The sequence below is a fragment of the Pleurocapsa sp. FMAR1 genome (assembly GCF_963665995.1).
GTDB lineage: Bacteria > Cyanobacteriota > Cyanobacteriia > Cyanobacteriales > Xenococcaceae > Waterburya.
Genome location: NZ_OY762512.1, coordinates 3847735 through 3865678, shown reverse-complemented (window position 1 = coordinate 3865678; position 17944 = coordinate 3847735). Strand labels below are relative to the sequence as shown.

Annotated in this window: 15 protein-coding genes and 1 pseudogene; 8 read left to right on the top strand and 8 right to left on the bottom strand. The window is 37.8% G+C overall.

What is annotated here, in order from left to right:
• Positions 1 to 119: 119 nt before the first annotated feature.
• From SLP02_RS18880 to SLP02_RS18865, 4 genes are all read right to left on the bottom strand, one after another.
• Positions 120 to 1037, bottom strand: a complete 918-nt coding sequence (locus tag SLP02_RS18880; protein WP_319422269.1) for a hypothetical protein — start codon at positions 1035 to 1037, stop codon at positions 120 to 122.
• 162 nt (positions 1038 to 1199) lie between these two features.
• Positions 1200 to 1934: an FkbM family methyltransferase gene (locus SLP02_RS18875; RefSeq protein WP_319422268.1), complete on the bottom strand. Its 735-nt coding sequence runs from the start codon at positions 1932 to 1934 to the stop codon at positions 1200 to 1202.
• A gap of 60 nt (positions 1935 to 1994) precedes the next feature.
• On the bottom strand, positions 1995 to 3350 hold the full coding sequence (locus tag SLP02_RS18870; RefSeq protein ID WP_319422267.1) for a flippase: 1356 nt from the start codon (positions 3348 to 3350) through the stop codon (positions 1995 to 1997).
• On the bottom strand, positions 3351 to 4541 hold the full coding sequence (locus tag SLP02_RS18865) for a hypothetical protein (protein WP_319422266.1): 1191 nt from the start codon (positions 4539 to 4541) through the stop codon (positions 3351 to 3353).
• Positions 4542 to 4964: 423 nt separating this feature from the next.
• Between SLP02_RS18865 and SLP02_RS18860 the strand changes: the two genes are divergently transcribed.
• The 4 genes from SLP02_RS18860 (at position 4965) to SLP02_RS18845 (ending at position 10937) form a co-directional block, all read left to right on the top strand.
• Positions 4965 to 6026: an NAD-dependent epimerase/dehydratase family protein gene (locus SLP02_RS18860; protein WP_319422265.1), complete on the top strand. Its 1062-nt coding sequence runs from the start codon at positions 4965 to 4967 to the stop codon at positions 6024 to 6026.
• Positions 6027 to 6833, top strand: a complete 807-nt coding sequence (locus SLP02_RS18855) for a WecB/TagA/CpsF family glycosyltransferase (RefSeq protein WP_319422264.1) — start codon at positions 6027 to 6029, stop codon at positions 6831 to 6833.
• 415 nt (positions 6834 to 7248) lie between these two features.
• Positions 7249 to 9477: a hypothetical protein gene (locus SLP02_RS18850; protein WP_319422263.1), complete on the top strand. Its 2229-nt coding sequence runs from the start codon at positions 7249 to 7251 to the stop codon at positions 9475 to 9477.
• A 191-nt stretch (positions 9478 to 9668) separates the two neighbouring features.
• Positions 9669 to 10937, top strand: coding sequence for a glycosyltransferase (locus tag SLP02_RS18845; RefSeq protein ID WP_319422262.1), 1269 nt, complete (start codon positions 9669 to 9671; stop codon positions 10935 to 10937).
• A gap of 217 nt (positions 10938 to 11154) precedes the next feature.
• Here the strand turns inward: SLP02_RS18845 and SLP02_RS18840 are convergent, their stop codons facing one another.
• The 4 genes and pseudogenes from SLP02_RS18840 to SLP02_RS18825 form a co-directional block, all read right to left on the bottom strand.
• Positions 11155 to 11568, bottom strand: coding sequence for an ExbD/TolR family protein (locus tag SLP02_RS18840; RefSeq protein WP_319422261.1), 414 nt, complete (start codon positions 11566 to 11568; stop codon positions 11155 to 11157).
• Between the two features lie 63 nt (positions 11569 to 11631).
• Positions 11632 to 12276 carry a MotA/TolQ/ExbB proton channel family protein gene (locus tag SLP02_RS18835; protein WP_319422260.1) on the bottom strand — a complete coding sequence of 215 codons (645 nt, stop codon included), beginning with the start codon at positions 12274 to 12276 and terminating at the stop codon, positions 11632 to 11634.
• Between the two features lie 15 nt (positions 12277 to 12291).
• The gene (locus SLP02_RS18830; protein WP_319422259.1) at positions 12292 to 13371 is read right to left on the bottom strand and encodes a TonB family protein; all 1080 of its coding nucleotides are present in this window, start codon (positions 13369 to 13371) and stop codon (positions 12292 to 12294) included.
• A gap of 422 nt (positions 13372 to 13793) precedes the next feature.
• Positions 13794 to 14185 (bottom strand): annotated as a pseudogene (locus SLP02_RS18825) (IS630 family transposase).
• A gap of 191 nt (positions 14186 to 14376) precedes the next feature.
• Here SLP02_RS18825 and SLP02_RS18820 point away from each other — a divergent pair.
• The 4 genes from SLP02_RS18820 to lptB all read left to right on the top strand — a co-directional run bounded on the left by SLP02_RS18820 (position 14377) and on the right by lptB (position 17713).
• Positions 14377 to 15303, top strand: a complete 927-nt coding sequence (locus SLP02_RS18820; protein ID WP_319422258.1) for a calcium-binding protein — start codon at positions 14377 to 14379, stop codon at positions 15301 to 15303.
• Positions 15304 to 15645: 342 nt separating this feature from the next.
• The gene (locus SLP02_RS18815; protein ID WP_319422257.1) at positions 15646 to 16383 is read left to right on the top strand and encodes an SDR family oxidoreductase; all 738 of its coding nucleotides are present in this window, start codon (positions 15646 to 15648) and stop codon (positions 16381 to 16383) included.
• A 163-nt stretch (positions 16384 to 16546) separates the two neighbouring features.
• The gene (locus tag SLP02_RS18810; RefSeq protein ID WP_319422256.1) at positions 16547 to 16963 is read left to right on the top strand and encodes an LptA/OstA family protein; all 417 of its coding nucleotides are present in this window, start codon (positions 16547 to 16549) and stop codon (positions 16961 to 16963) included.
• Positions 16964 to 16984: 21 nt separating this feature from the next.
• Positions 16985 to 17713, top strand: a complete 729-nt coding sequence (lptB, locus tag SLP02_RS18805) for an LPS export ABC transporter ATP-binding protein (RefSeq protein ID WP_319422255.1) — start codon at positions 16985 to 16987, stop codon at positions 17711 to 17713.
• The last annotated feature ends 231 nt before the right edge of the window (positions 17714 to 17944 follow it).

The following is a 17944-nucleotide window of genomic DNA, read 5'->3' as shown; positions in this document are numbered from 1 at the left end:
ATGAGGATTCGCGGTTAATTTCAGCATTATACCTATATTATCTATAAAACTTATAGTTATCTCTGGTAGAAAGTTTTAATTAAGGTTTTCATACTTTTAAGACATCATCCGAACTCAAATTACCAATAATCTCGAATTATTTGATTCTGTTGAAGGATGTCTGGAATCTCAGATGCTTGAGGAGAAGTCCAAAATTCATTGAATAGACTTTGGAAAAAGGGTTTTGTATCCCACCTTTGTCCTCGAATACCAAACAATATTTGAGTTGCACCTCCGAGATGAATTGCTTTCTTACCCAAATCTTTAACAAAAGCAGCTAAGGGTAAGCCGTAGGCACCACATCCTATAATCGCAATCTCAAATTCTCTTTTACTAATTTCATCGCGCATATAATCAAAAGCATCAAACCAGTTATTAAAGTTACAATCACCACCCATACTCTGAACTGCTTTAAAAACCTGGAGATCAAAATCTGGTAGGGTTTGTGGATCTTTAAACAGTCGATTCCTACTATTTAAAAAATTTTCCTGGATTGATTCTGCAAAAGGGTGAACGACTAAAACCCTTTTACCTTTAAGCAGATAGCTCCAAGGATTCTTATGAAAATAAGGTTCTAAAGAATATAGCGGGACAAGATAAGCTTCTGGGCATAAATTTTGAATAATTTTCGTTTCGCCTAGAGGATACCAAACACCTAAGAGATCTACTTGCTTAATTGAGTCAGAGTTTAATTGAGCAAATTTATCAAGTGACAAATCATCAGCAGGAAAAAATCCTGAATTATTAATCATCTGGTTTCTAATCCAATCTTTGTATTGCTGTTTAGGTCTCTTCCTCAAAAAAAAATCTGTACAAGCAGCTTCAGTTGATCCGAAGCGAGAAATCATTAAGGGAGTATCTAAAACTAAAAAACTTCTAATGAGATGATTGACAATTTCTGCCTGTACAAGATTTTTGTAAACTTTATTGGTTTTTGCAGATTTTAATCTTAGGGATTCTTTGGCTTTTTTCGCAATATCAATTATTTTTTTGCTCATAAAAATTAAGTATCTCGTTAAAATATTCAAAATTGAATTTGATCGAGTTCTTAAAGAAGGAGATTGAGAACGAGCTGAAACGAGTAAAATATTCAGCCATTAATCGTCTACTGGGAGATCTTTCTAATGAAAATTAGGTTTTAATCAACGATAAGACATTTATCATTTAGTTTTACATTTATAGAGGAAATCATGATATGACAGTTGATCCACTTGAACGTACAGATCGGAAATATATTCATCTATTTCTTCTTTAAATCTTGCCTCGATTAACATATATTTTGGTTTATATCGTTTAAAATCAAGTCCTTTCAGTACATTTAATTCATACCCCTCTACATCTAATGAAAAAAAATCAATTTCTTCAACATTACATTCATCTAAAATTGCAGTTAAGGTTTTAGTCGGGACTTTTATTTCATAGGAAACCACATCTCTTTTATTACATTTCTTTTCACCTATAATCCATTCTTTTAAATAATTTGTTTCAGCATCATTACTTTTAAGAGCTCCTTTTACAAAAGACATTAGGTAGGCATAACTCATAGTAATATGTGATTCTTTAAAATCAGCAGAAACTAAAGCATAATTAAATACTTTTGAATTTTTTCGTTCACGAACACATTTATTATAAAGATCTGGTATTCCTTCTACTAAAATTCCCTGCCAATCTCTGAATTTTTCAAGATAGTAAGTATTACTTTGATTGAAGCCATCATTTCCACCAACTTCAATAAAAAAACCATTTCGATAATCCAAATATTTTTCTAATTTACGATCTATATCATTTAATGATGCTCTAGAATATTTGGATGAGCCAAAAGCTTCGTATGACTTCCTCCTAACCAATTCGTATTTCTTTTTAAAACTTTGGTATCGTCTTTTGATACTTTGCATATGAATATTTAGCTTTGGTTTAGTTATGTGTACAAGTAATCAATAATAATCATTGGATTTTTACGAAAAAACTTTTCTGATATTCCTCAAATAAATTAGGTTTTGACGCCAACGTAGTGGTATAAATAAAGCCTTAGTCAACATCCAGGCATTTTTATATACTGGAGGGTAAAAAATACAGGATAAGTAAGTCGCAATAGCATATGATGTTACAGTAGCGATCGCTGCACCAACGCCTTCATACTGAGGAATCAACAAAAAATTTAGAATTATATTAGATAAAGCTCCCAAAGAAGTCGCCATCATGCTGAAACGAGTAAAATTTTCCGCCATTAACCATTTACTCTGAGCTACTCCCAAAAAAACAAAAGGACTAGCCCAAATATGTAATCTTAAGATTGTGCCTACCTCAGCATATTCTTGACCAAGCAAAGTAGTAGCCAAAATATCTGAGACAAAAGTTATGGGAATTGCAATTGCCAAAGCAAGCCAAGCCATCAAATCATATAGCTGCTGTATTTTATTTTGATATTCCTGCTGGTTTCTTAGTTTAGCCTGAATCAGTGCGGGAAATATAGAAGAGCAAATTGCTCCTGGTACAAAGTAGCAGGGTTCGGATAATTTTACCGCTGCTGCATAGTTACCTACGGCTTTATTTCCTGCCATATTACCCAGCATTACCTGATCGATTTTCATATAGATCAAAATCATTACGCCAGACAAAATTAGAGGCCAGGAATCTTTCATTAATTCTGTCGCTTTTGACCAACTGATCTGCCAGCGAAGAATAGACTGACGGCTTTGATTATAAATCCAAATCATGCCGATTGCTTTTAGCACAAATTCTGCTAGAAACACCCAGGCAAATGCCATCAAAGGGAATTTTCCGAAAATTAGGACTAATTTAGCCGCACTTGTCAAAATTAGTTGTCCGCTTCTGACGACAGCCATTGGTTTTGATAAGACTTTTGACTGAAACCAAAAGTCGATGATCTCAAAAGCAGTAAATACTAAGCCAATGCCCACAATCACTGTCATCCAGCGAATTTGACTATCATTACTGAAAATCCAAATACCGATCCCAATCAAAGCAACTGTAAATAAAGAGCCAATCAACTTCAGCAAAAAAGCTGTTCCCAATATTTCTTGGGTAGACTCTTCGTCCTTGACTAGATTGCGGACTACGATTTGATCTAAACCTAATTTGGCAATCACGCCAATTAGACCAGCAAAACTGATGCTATAGCTTAATTTTCCATAATTTCCTGGACCGAGATATCGTATTACATTAATGCCCACAAAAAATGATATGCCCATCATAAAGACGCGCTCTGCGGTTAACCAGCCTATACTGGAAATAATTTTCTTTAATCCTGGGCTTAGTTTTTCATCTAATAATTTGAATTTGTTAAGCATTTAATCTTCAGAAATCAATCTTGAATAAAGATTTTTGGGCAAATAGCTTACTGATAACTTTTTGGCAGCAGCCTTCAACTGCTGCAAATGTTGAGGATCATTAATAATTTCTTTAATTAAATCAACTAAATGGGGATAGCTATCAAAAAATAGGGTGCAGTCACTAAATTCTGAAGCTACATTATACTCTTTTGGTAATAGCCCTGGTTTAGCTGCCCTCAGCATATTAAAAATCATACCTGACTCTTTAGTTTTGCCATAAACCTCAGTACTGTTTTTACTAATAAACTGGTTATTAAGCAATAAATCAGAACTGGCGATCGCCCTATCAAACTCTTCGCCATAAACAAAAGAGTCATGATAGAGAACCTTGTAGCCAGAGTTTTGCAAGTCTGCTATGGCATCTGTCATTTCTGGCTGTTCACGCTCGGTAACGTATCCTAACAAATAAAGTTCCAGGCGATCGCTTAAGGCTGCTGCATTTTCTTGTAAAACTTTAAACACCCCTAGATAATCCCTTTTTGCCTGAGTAATTACACCAGGGATACATATTCTTAAAACTTGGTTCGACTCAGATAAGTCTTCCATTCCCTCATAAATAGCAAAAGGAAATACGGTAATTGGTGACTGGCATGAATACTTTAATAAAACTTCCTTTTGTCCTTGACTATGGACTATGATTCGTAGCTGATAATTTTTATCAAACTGGGTCAATATTTTTTTTCTCAGAGGTTTGTAAACTAAATAATCCCTAACCGTCCTGGCAATTATGCGTGAATATTCTCTGTTTTGATCCTTGTTTTTAAGGCTGGGAATTAAAGTATTAATAGCTCTATTAAAGTCATCGTTATACCATTCTTCACATTGATGTACGTGAAGCCAGATTTCTTTAGTTTGAGGCTTGAACCCAGCAAACTCAGAATAGTTGTCGAACATAGTACAAATATGTATCCGATCAAAAGCAGTATTTTCTATATCCTTTAGCAGATTTTTTAGAGACTGATTTTCGCTTACGTTTAAGACTACTAAACTAGAATTTTCTGGTAAACCATTTTCTTCTAAAGCTTTTTTAATTGATGGCAAAGTGTAAACGATGATCTCGTTGTGGGGATTGCTGGCATAAGTTTTGAGCAGACCATTAACTGCCGAATAATGGTTTGGTTCACTAACTTCAATTATTCCAATAAGCATAAAATTACGAATTGACCCTATTTTAACTATAAATACTTACGTAAAAACAACTAGATATCTTAAATTACTTAATCTGTCTAGATGCAAACATGATCTCTGTTTAAAGTCTACTATTAATACCAACATCAATCTACAAGGGCTGTGTAAATTACTACTAAAAGTGTCTATTTTCCAACTAAAAACTTAGATTTTTAAGCCTAGCAATCATATCACTATTGTATTTTCAGTTTGAAACTTTTGTGCCAGTTTTTTTACTGATTATGTATCGACACATCAGAAAATTTCATGTATCATAATAAAGCCTTGATAGTAAATATACTTAATAGTAAGTACGCAAAACCTTCATAAATCTTTGGGGATTATAAAGTTTATGCAAAGGTCGGGTAGTTAATCTAAATAAACGGTTAAAAACTAAAGTTAAATATGGGTGTAGCAATTGTCACTGGATCGGCGGGTTTAATTGGCTCTGAAGCTGTAAGATTCTTTAGCAGTCTAGGAATGGACGTTGTTGGTATTGACAACGACATGAGAAAGTTCTTTTTTGGAGAAGAAGCTTCGACGAAGTGGAATCGCCAAAAGTTAGAAAAAGAAATTGATAGTTATCAGCACCGTGAAGTAGATATAAGAGATTACGAAAAGATCGAAGAAATCTTTCAACATTTTGGTCAAGATATTGCTTTAATAATTCATACTGCTGCTCAACCTTCTCACGACTGGGCTGCTAGCGATCCCTTTTCCGACTTTACGGTTAATGCCAACGGAACGTTAAATCTTTTACAGGCAACTCGTGAATATTGTCCTGAAGCAGTATTTATCTTTACATCTACTAATAAAGTATATGGAGATCTACCCAATGCCCTGCCTTTAAAAGAGCTAGAAAAACGCTGGGAAATAGATTCTGCTCATAAATATTATGATGGAATATCGGAGGACATGAGTATTGACCAGTGTAAACACTCTTTATTTGGAGCTTCTAAAGTTGCAGCAGATGTTCTAGTTCAGGAATATGGACGCTACTTTGGCATTCGTACAGCTTCCTTTAGAGGCGGTTGTTTAACAGGACCAAATCATTCTGGAACTGAGCTACATGGCTTTCTGGCATACTTGGTAAAATGTACGGCTATTGGCAAACCCTACACAATCTATGGCTATAAGGGAAAGCAGGTCAGAGACAATATTCATTCTTCTGATTTAATTGCAGCTTTCCACGAATTTTACAAAAATCCTCGCGTTGGGGAAGTTTACAACATTGGTGGTGGACGAGAAAGCAATTGTTCAATGCTAGAGGCGATCGCCATTGCCCAAGAGCTTTCGGGCAAAAAACTTGATTATTCATATACTGAAGATAATCGTAGTGGCGATCATATCTGGTATGTGAGCGACCTTTCCAAATTTAAATCTCATTATCCAGACTGGTCACTCAAATACAATATCAATCAGATTTTAGCGGAAATTTACGAAAGTGGTGTCGAGAGGTGGAATTAAATGCTTAATCAAGGAAAATACTCAGTATTAGGAATCAATGTCTGTGCTGTAGACTATGAGTTTGCCGTCTGCAAAATTACCTCCGCGGCTAAAAACAAACAGCCTTGCGCCGTTAGTGCCTTAGCCGTACATGGCGTAATGACTGGATTTATGGATCGTACCCACGCCAGACGTTTAAATGGCTTAGATTTAGTTCTGCCCGACGGTCAACCTGTGCGTTGGGCATTGTCCTGGCTATACAAGCAGCAGCTACCAGACCGTGTTTATGGTCCTAACCTGACTCTCAAAGTAGCCGAATCTTTGACAAAAGAAGGCTTGAGCATATATCTATATGGCAGCGAAAAAGAAACTCTAAACAAGTTTGCTCATAATTTAGCTCAACTTTATCCTGGATTAAAAATTGCGGGAATGGAAGCTTCTAAATTCAGAAGACTTACCGAAGAAGAGCGTTTAGAGTTGGTTGAACGTATCAAAGCATCTGGAGCTAATGCCGTCTTTTTAGGTCTTGGTTGTCCCCGACAAGAAACCTGGGCTTATGAGTATCGAAACCTCTTAGGTATACCAATTTTGGCAGTTGGTGCTGCTTTTGACTTCCATGCAGGAACATTACCTCAAGCTCCCAAATGGATGCAAGATGCGGGTTTAGAATGGTTTTTTCGTCTAATTCAAGAGCCAAAAAGATTGTGGCAGCGTTACGCAATTCTTAATCCTCTATATCTTTGGAACGTATTTCAGCAGTATTTAGGTTTGAGAAAATTTGCGCCTAAAATGCCCAATGGCGATGAAAAACTAGAATCTTATGGCTAAATAGTTTGGGTAAATTTGATGTGCTTAAACGGCGTATTTTCGTGATTAATATTTAAGCTTAGGAGGAAACCAACATTCTTAGCTAATTAACAAATCAACTTGATTATCAATACGAGCAACGTAATATTTGGTCGTATTTTTTTATTCAAAACTAGATAAAGCTATAGGCACTGATACCACAACAATAGACTAGGTTGAGCATTTGAATGTTGCTCCCAAAATTTTTTTAACGCTCTTCTGCTAACAACTCGCATTCAATACAGCATAATCGCAATTAGTCCCCGATTTTGATAGGCGATCGCATTTCCTCATATCTAATCCAATACATAGATATGAAAATGGCTAATTTAATTATTTATTTATTTAATCTGGGAACACTTAGGTTGAGGATTGATCAAAAAATAAGATACCTAAAATGATTCAGACGATTACAGATAATAATAAGTTTTCAAGATCTATTCAAATTGAACAAATTGTTGCCAAGCGTCAACCATTAGTCAATCAAATTGAAACAGTTCAAAATAATCTCAATTTTATGTCTAATTTGGTGAGTGAAATTGGAGATAAACGAGATAGGTTACTAGAACAAGTTGATGATGTTACGATTGTCACTAAACTAGAACATATTGACTGTAGATCAATTGTTAATCAAATCAGTACAGAATTAAACGCTTTAGAAAAACTAAAGTCTCGTTTTTCCCGTCGTACTTTAAACATTGGAGTTGTTGGGAGAGCTAGACAAGGAAAAAGCCGTTTGCTACAAAGCTTGACTGGATTGTCTAAAGCCGAAATTCCTGATGGTGACGATCAACATTGTACAGGGGTAAGAAGTAATATTTATCATCATGCAGGAATAGAAACTTACGCTGAAGTTTATTTTCATTCAGAACACTCTTTTTTAAATGAAGTTATAGCACCTTATTATCATCAGCTAAGTTTAGGTGTTGTTCCTTTATCATTAGAAACGTTTGCCAATTTTCCACTACCAGAAATAGACACAGTAAAAGCGGCTTTGGACAAAGCTAAATATAAACATCTTGGTCAATATCATCAGCATATTAATCAATATCGTCAGTTTTTTTCACAAACTGTTCCTAAGCGAATTAGCAAAGAGCAAATTCGAGAATATGTTGCTCAAGACACTGTTGAAGGCGATCGCACTTACTTTGCTTATTTAGCTGTCAAAAAAGTAGATATTTACTGCTCATTTCCCAACCAAGATATTGGACAAATTTCTTTAGTAGATATGCCAGGCTTGGGAGATACAGGGATTGGCGACGCAGAGCGTTTGATTAAAACTTTAGGACAGGATATTGATATAGTTTTATTTATGCGTATGCCCAAATCTATGGGAGATGTTTGGGCAGAAGTAGATGTCGATCTTTATGATTTAGCCAACAGTGCTTTGACAGATTTGCCGATTAATGAATGGTCTTTTATGGTTCTCAATCACGTTGCTACAATTGACAATTATAAGAACTGTATTAGTTTAAAAAATGATATTACCAATCAGCATATAGATGTTCAAGACGTTATCATTTGCGACTGTGCAAACAAAACAGAAGCACAAACAGCAATTTTAGATCGAGTTATTGATTATTTGACTCATAGAATTGATATTTTAGACAATAAGTATGCTTCAGCTTGCCAGTATAGATTATTAGAACTTCAGCGACAAATTAAAGAGGAATTAGACAAAGCTGATGTTGCATTTGGACAAGCTACAAGCTATGACTGGTCACGTTATTCAGTTCGCCTATTTCATAAACTTTGGAATGAACTAAGGGAGAATCTAGAGGGGCTGACAAGATCTATGATTCGACATAGAGATGCCGAAGATATTAATTTCAAGTTAGCAGTAATACAAGCTATTAAACATTGTCGTAATCATCCTGGTGTTCCCAGTGTCGAGCAGATTCTTAAAAAACGCGATCGCCATGGTTCATTTGAAAGTGCCTACTCAGAATGTCAACATGAAGTTAGAACTCGATTATCAAAACGCTTTTTAAATCTCAATATTGCTTTGAGGGAGTCTCTTGATAAATCAAAATCTCAAGTGTCTAATGTATTAGCAGAATATGCCAAATTAAAGTACGTAGCAAAAGGGGAAGGAACTGATTTTTTACTCGATATAGAAAGCAAAATACCAGAAGATTTGGCTGATTTAAAATTGGGATTTTCAACATTAGCAACTTTCGACTTGCAATATCATGGCTTAATTCAGCATCGTATCAGAAAGCACTTGGATGTTTTAACTCCAGACAGAACTAGATATAAGTTTAATGACTTGTTTAGTAATTTCTTTGGTCAACCTAATTCTAATGAAGAAAAAGCAAAAAAAATATACCACCATCTTTGTCAGGCTCAGATAGAAGCGGTTAGTAATTGTGAGAAAGAACTAAAAAATATACTAGTTGAACCTAGTCAAGCAGGTTTTGCAATTGTCGAAGAATTTGTTGATCGTGTTGTTAGAGCAGAAGGAATGAGAGAAGAATGGGAGATTTTCTTGCAGGAATTTGCATCTCAAATTTGGCAGGAGAAATTTGAATCAGTAAACGCTAGTTCTCTACTCAAAAAAGAATGGATTGATACAGTAAAACAAGCACAGAATAAAAATAACCTAGAAGACTTCAAGTTTAATTAATATCTATAAAAAGGCGATTGGGCTATGGGCAGCGTAATCGCAATTGGTCTCCAATTTTGATAGGCGATCGCATTTCCTCATATCTAATCCAATACATAGATATGAAAACAGCTAATTTAATTATGATACAAATTGATTTGCACTGTAGCTTTAAACTAAATTAAATAGATTTTTTTACATGAAAAAATAACGTGACTCATTTTGGTATTATTTGCCCAGCAGCAACAGGTCATCTTAACCCGATGACGACTCTCGGTTATGAACTCAAACAACGAGGACATCGCGTTACCGTAATCGGCATTGAAGATGCTCACTCAAAGGTTCAGGCAGCGGGATTGGGATTTCAGGTAATTGGCAAGTCTAATTTTCCCAAAGGAGCAAGCAAAGATTTTTTTACTCACTTAGGCAATCTCAGTGGATTGAAGGCAGTCAAGCACACACTTCAATGGATTGCCGATTATGCAGATACCGTTTTGCGAGATGCCCCAGAAGTGATTCAGAAAGCAGATATTGAAGCATTGTTGGTAGATCAGGTTTCTCCCGAAGGAGGTTCGGTTGCCGAATATCTAGGTATACCTTTTATAAGTGTGTGTAGTGCCATGATGCTAAATCAAGACTTAAATGTGCCTCCCTACTTTACTTCTTGGGATTACGATCCTTCTTGGCGAGGACTTCTTCGCAATCAATTGGGTAAAGTACTGCGTAATAGTTTAGCAAAGTCTCTACGCAAGGTTATTAATGGTTACCGCCAGCAGTGGAATCTATCTCCCTATAACAATTTTAATGAATCTTATTCCTCATTGGCTCAAATTTGCCAACAGCCACGGAAATTTGAATTTCCGAGAAAGACACTACCAACTTGCTTTCATTTCACAGGCTCTTTTAGCAACCCAGCAAGTCGAGAGCCTGTTTCTTTTCCCTATGACCAACTAACGGGACAACCACTAATTTATGCTTCGCTGGGTACTGTCCAAAATCGTCTGCTCTGGATTTTTCAAATGATTGCCGAAGCCTGCGTTGATTTAGATGTTCAATTAGTTGTTGCTTTAGGCGGTGGAACTAGTCCCGACTCTCTGCCAGAATTACCTGGAAATGCGATCGCTGTTGGCTATGCACCTCAATTAGAACTATTACAAAAAGCAGCTTTGACCATAACTCACGCAGGCATGAATACAACCCTCGAATCTTTAAGTAACGGTGTACCAATGATAGCTATTCCCATCACCAATGACCAACCAGGAATAGCAGCACGGATTGCCTGGACGGGTACAGGAGAAGTAGTACCATTGAAAAAAGTAAGCGTTGAGAGGCTACGCAAAGCGATCGAGCAAGTCTTAACAGACGATTCTTATCAAGAGAATGCTCTAAAGCTACAAGAGGCAATTAAGCAAGCTGGGGGAGCAAGTAAAGCTGCCGATATTATCGAACAGGTGGTTTCTACAGGTAAGCCAGTTTTATAGTCATTCCATTTAATTTCCTCATGATTAGCTGTTCAGAGGTCAGAGGTCAGAGGTCAGAGGTCAGAATGGTGTACCCATCGCAGCTAGTCAGAAGTCAGGAATTTAAAACTAGTATCGAAAAAATATATTCATGCAAAAAGTTTGTTGTTAATAACTATTTACTTGATAACTTTTTAAGACTATCTATCATATTTAGTAAACCCATAACTATTAGCCTTTAATTCTCTATAGATTCTTTTTTAGCAGCGATCGCCAGTTGCACTTGAGGAATTTGCCGTAGCTGATCGATTACGTCTACTACCTGACCATGCTCTACGGTTTTATCAGCATTGATTATTACCGTAGCATTTGACTCGGTTTTAATAAGTTTTTCAATCTCGGTTTTTAACTGATTCAGTTGAGCGGGTTTACTATCTATAGTTAACTTGCCTTCTTTGTCTAAACTTACGGTAATCTGTTTAGCCTTTTGAACTACGGCAGTTTTAGCACCAGGCAGATTGACGGGTAAACCTTCAGAGCGAGTCAAATAGAGGCTAGAAACAATAAAAAATACTAAAATTGCGAAGATCACATCGATCATCGGCAAAATATTAATTTGGGGTGGTAAATCTGGTTCTTCAGGTAAGCGCATGATTTAGATTGTTGTTAATTTGACAATAAAATTCAGAGTGACATTGCACGTAGCTTTTAGCCTCTATTTTCGATAAATTTCTTGCTGTTCGTATTTATCAAGGTGAAATAGTTCCAATTGTCCCCCAACTTCTTGAATTAGGGCGATTTGCTGTAGGTATAGCCCTCGAAAAATACTGGCAAAAAAGAGAGTGGCGATCGCCACAATTAATCCTGCTGCGGTAGAAATCAAAGCTGTACCAATACCTCCTGTAACTCCTGCTGCCTGAGATGATTCTATATCACCTAATTTTAAAGAAGATAAAGCAGTGATTAGACCTAAAACCGTACCCAGCAAGCCTAATAATGGCGCAACACCGATTACTGTTTCCAAAGAATTGTTAAATCGCTTCAAGATTGGTATTTCTGCTTGAGCAGCACTTTCTAATGCCAGCTTGAATTTTTCTGGTGTCGAGCGCTCTAATGACAGGGCGACAGAAAAAATGCGGGCAATGGGTAAATTGAGGTGACGTTTGAGCATGATGCTAGCTGCTTGAGAATCTTCTCGATATTGGTTGAGCAGTTGTTTTACTACACTGTTTTGCCCACGGGATATCTTCAGCCAAAAAAGCGATCGCTCTAAAATTATTGCCACAGAGTAAATTGATAGCCCTAATAAGGGAATCATAACCACCCCACCACTTTTTAAAAGCTGTAGTATATTTTCCATAAATTAAATCCCGTTTTAATAGATATAAATGTTAAAGCTAAATTGAACTTCTAACGCCTTTAAAGGAAACTCAGGAGGCAAAGGAGCAAAAGGAGCAGAATTTTGGACTGCATCTAAAGATTCTCGATCTACTTTTTCTGAGCCTGAAGTTTGGGTTACCCTGAGTCCTGTAATTTGACCATTTTTTTCAATATTAAAGCTTAGATAGGTAGTATATTCTTCCGCTCCATAAGAGGGATTCCAATTGCTCTTGACTCGCCGTTTAACCTCGGCAAAATAATCGCTCAAGTCGATATCCTTGAGAGCATTTAACTGAGAAGGATTGAGAACATCTTTATAAGCTAAAGCTTCTGGGCTAAAAAACGCATCTCCTCCACCATTAGCAAGAGTTTTTTTATAATCTCCACCTAATAAACTAGAGGCACTATTACTTGGAACTGCCTCTGAACCTGATTTGGGAACGGTTTGGGATGGTTCTTTTGGTGGTAAAGTGGTGGCGACAGATGATTCTGGTTCTGATTTGGCTTCAGGTTTGGCTGATTCAGATGTAGGTTTCGGGTCTATTTTTGAGGTTGAAACAGTATCTGGATTTGATAGTAGTGGCTGACTGTTTTTAGGTAATTTAGTTAAATTCGGTTCGGGTTCGGGTTCAGGTTCGGGTTCAGGTTCGACTGGTTCGGGTTCAGGTTCAGGTTCAGGTGAGGCTACCTGGGGGGCAGGAGCCGATTCTTCCAAGGGAGTTGATGCTGGGGGAGGGGCTGTATCATCGCCGATTTCTCGATCGGTAGAAGTTTTCTTTGGCTCAACTTTTTTTTCGGCAACAGAATTTTCTGCTGCTCTTTTTTGCGTTTCTGGTGGTGGTTCTTTGCTAGATTCTTCGGGAGGAACAACCACAAATTCAATGGGTTTACTATCTTCAGGTTTATCTTTAGCAATAGGATGAAAGCGTTGATATACGCCAAAGATGACTAAGCCCAAACTATGAATTAGCACAGAAGCTAAAATAAACAACAAAAGTTGTTGACGACGAAAACCAGAATAATTTTTGACTGGGGTTTCTTGATTGTTTCGATTTACTGGTTTCACCTCTGCCATTATTCAAAATCGCCTCTTACAACCAAATAATTTACTGGGTAATTTTACTTGCATTTAACCCTAACAAATTTAACTTACTGATTGATAAGTTTTTAATAAGATATAGAAATTGCTCATTACAGATAGACGACTTGTCGATTACTAGAAAAGTATTTTAGTCGGTGCTTAGAAGCAGCTTATGTAGTAGAAAAAATCACTTAAGAACAGTATTTGGCTGATGATTTAGCTCGGTTTATTCTCTCTGCTGGGAAGGGGCTATCTTACAGGCTAAGGTTGCAAAATCAATTACAGCGGTTTTCAAATGAATAGACCACAGTGTTCAAACCAACCAACAAGATCATCATCAGAAATTTGCTGATTAACGATCTCAGTTAAAGCTTGGTTGATTGCGTCGGTTGTTCTTGCGCAGAGGCTTTTGCCTCTCAGTCGTCGTCTTCGACGATCTGCGCACGACGCAGGCATTGTTTTAATTTAGACCAACACAATTCTATGGGAGAAAGATCGGGTGAGTAAGGAGGTGAAAAAACTAATTTTGCTCCAGCTTGGTTGATAATTTCCCGAATCTTAGTAGCTTTGTGAACAGAAAGATTGTCCATCACGACATAAGCTCCTACCCATAGTTGAGGGACTAAAATCTCTTCAATATAGATAGGTGCTAAAAACATCTGTGTTGACACTTCGGGCGCAAACTCATCGTCGCAATCAAGCCATCCATGCTTAATGCTCCAATTACAGAAATGTTTGAACCTCGATTGCGAGGACAGCGCTCGTGTAATCTTTCGCCACGAATTGCGCGACCTCTTAACCGTGTCATGCCTAAATTAATTCCTGATTCATCAATAAAAATTAGATTATTCGGTTTCTAGAGTTTTAGGTAAGCTTACCAACGCCCAACAGCGCGATTATTCATGGCGACTCAGGTTCGCCGAATCTCGCGCTTAAACTTAGCTTTTTGACATCGTCACCTGGCGATGATTGAATAAGGCATATCAACAAATATTATACTTGGAAGTTTTGGTAATGATAGATGCTATCTATGGCGGTGAAGGCGATGACCTTTTGTATGGTTATGCAGGCAACGATAGAATGTCAGGAAACATGGGCAACGATAGTATCTTTGGCGGTGAAGGTAACGATAGTATCTTTGGCGGTGAAGGCGACGATAGTATGGTTGGTGGCGAGGGAAATGACTCTATATGGGATGGTATTGGAGATGATGTCTTAGATGGTGGTAACGGTAATGATAGGTTAGATGCTTACATAGGAAACGATACACTAATTGGTGGGAATGGCGACGATTTACTGATGGGTGGTGAAGATGTCGCTTGGGAGTTTAGCAAAGATTGGGGTCCTGATAAAGATGTCTTAGATGGTGGTGCAGGCAATGATACCTTATCTGGTGGAGCCGAAGAAGATTTACTTTATGGTGGATCTGGTGACGATAGATTGGGGGGAACTTCAGGAGATGATACGCTATTTGGTGATACAGGTATGGATAGTCTTTACGGTGGTGTAGGAGACGATCTTATATTTGGAGGTGCTGATAGCGATCGATTCTGGGGTAACGAAGGCAACGATAGAATGTCAGGAGACGACGGTAATGACAATCTGCTCGGTGCAGACGGTAATGACATTCTCATTGGTGGAAATGGTCAAGACACGTTAAATGGAGGTTCAGGCTCTGATATTTATGTATTAGAGCAGAATAGCGGTAAAGATCTTGTACTGGATTTCCAAGATGGCGTAGATTTTCTGGGTTTATCTGAAGGATTAAGCTTTACTGACTTGACTTTTGTCTCTATGGGAAACGTTAACGGAACAGAAATACTAAAAAATGGAGAGCTTTTAGACACCTTATACGGTGCTAAACCTGACTCGATCAATCAAAGTGATTTCGTTACAGAAGGATTCGACAAAAATTCATGGAGCTAATATCAATTCTCGTGCATTGGCAAGAGAGATAAAGTATTGGTGAAACATCCCTAACCTGTTTTCGTTGCCTGAAGATTTTTCCGATTCTGGCACAGCCTTACCGTAATCATCGTCATCGATTTGAATTGCGCTTTAAGCCGATGCAAACTTTGACAAAGTTTGCATCGGAGCGGGTTTTAACTATATCTACCTCCAGTAAGATTTAATACCTCTGCTTAATTCAGTAGTATCTAGTCTAGGCGACTGGTCTACTAGCGACTTTAGATATTCCCATCAGTTAGGCAATAAGCAGACTAGAAAAACAGAGCAATTAATTTTAAGTTAACAAAATAAAGAGCAATTATGTCTGAGATTCAAAACAAAATAGTTATCATCACAGGAGCAAGTAGTGGACTAGGGGAAGCTACTGCCCGTAGACTAGCCAAAAGTGGAGCTAAATTGATGCTAGCTGCCAGACGAGAAGATCGCCTTAAAGAGTTAGTTGCTGAGATTCAAAAAGATGGTGGTACAGCAAAATATCAGGTCACAGACGTTAGCGATCGCAATCAGGTAGAAGCTTTAGCCAAAGCTACCCACCAAGCTTATGAACGTATTGACGTTTTAGTCAATAATGCAGGTTTGATGCCCCTATCACCTTTAGCTGCAAGCAAGGTAGATGAATGGGACAAGATGGTAGATGTAAATATCAAAGGAGTCCTGTATGCTATTGCTGCGGTAATGCCGATCATGCAGCAGCAAAAATCTGGTCATATAATCAACCTCTCTTCTGTAGCAGGACACAAAGTATTTCCTGGAGGAACAGTCTATTGTGCCACTAAGTTTGCTGTTAAAGCTATCTCAGAAGGAATCCGACTAGAATCTAATGGTGAAATTCGTTCAACCAATATCTCTCCTGGGGCGGTAGATACAGAGTTAACCAACACTATTTCCCACGAGGAAACAGCAAAAAACGTCAATCAACTATATGGAGTAGCTATCGATGCCGATGCGATCGCTCGTGCCATTGCCTACGCTATTGAACAACCAGGGGATGTAGATGTTAACGAGATGATTATCCGTCCTACCAAGCAAGAACTATAAAATCAGGCTCTCTAATCTTTTGTCTACGCAGGAATACAAAATCTGGTCGAGAATTCAATCTTTACTGGTTAGGATGCAACTTCTTTAGAATAAGTAGCGTCTGAGAAATTGTTAATATCAGAACTTAACCAAAGTTATTCAGATTTAGCTTATATTTCTATTTATGTTTCCTATTCTGTTTCTGCGTAGTCGATGGCAAAGATTAATAAGTGCGACGTTGTTTACCGTTATAGCTTTTACTTTTATCCCTTCATCATTACAGGCGCAATCTCCTAAGCCAGGAGAAATTACCCTCAAGTCAGATGTTCAAGAATCTGATTCCCAAACGGGTATCATTACCGCTCGAGGTAATGTTCAAATTGATTATCCAGCCCGCCAAATTCAGGCTACTGCTGCTCAGGCACAATATTTTAGTCGTGAACGTCGCTTGATTTTGACGGGAAATGTTTATGTGATTCAAGATGGGAACAGTATGCGAGCCGAAAGCATGACCTATTTAATCGATGAAGGTCGCTTTGTTGCTACCCCCAAAAGCAATCGCCAAGTAGAATCAACCTATATTATTACCAACCCGCAATGATTACTGATTAACAAAAAACCTGTGGCATTAATTTTAGAGAATATCCATAAGTCTTATGGCAAAAGATGTATAGTTAAGCGCGTTAATCTTCGGGTGTCCCCAGGAGAAGTTGTCGGACTACTAGGCCCTAACGGTGCAGGAAAAACCACCACTTTTTACATAGCTACAGGTTTAGTCAAGCCCGACGATGGAACAGTCAAGTTAAATGAGCGTCATATAACCACCTTGGCACTCCACAAACGGGCGCGTTTGGGCATAGGATATTTAACTCAACAGGCAAGTATTTTCCGCAATCTCAGCGTTCAGGATAATATTTTACTGGTTTTAGAGCAAACAGGAATTCCTCGTCCCGCCCGCCCAATTCGTCTTGCACAATTAATGAGGGAGTTTCGCTTAGAAAGAGTAGCCAACACTTTAGGCTCTCTAATTTCGGGTGGAGAGAGAAGACGAACAGAATTAGCCAGAGCTTTAGCAGCAGGGCTAGACGGTCCTAAATATTTATTATTAGATGAACCATTTGCAGGGATCGATCCGATTGCGGTGGCGGAGATACAGGAAATTATTGCTCAATTACGCGATCGCCAAATTGGTATCTTAATTACAGACCATAATTTTCGCGAAACCTTAGCCATCACTGACCGCGCCTATGTAATGCGAGACGGTCAAATTTTAGCCTCTGGCGCAGCCGAAGAACTGTATAGCAATCCCTTAGTTAAACAATATTATCTGGGAGACAAGTTTCAAAAATAAATCTGATACTAAATCCGATTTGAACAGAACATTTTAAAGTGATACAAGTAGGTAGGTACAATTGATTACTAATGTTACGCACTCATCGATCTGTTTTGCTTGGGGACTTGGGGACTTGGGAATAGAGTTACTACCTGCGTCTATTACGGATACCGCTTCTTGCGGATGGAGCCGCCTCAACGCGGATTCCCCCCGCAACGGCTTCTCGCGCTACACATATAGTTGCTTCTT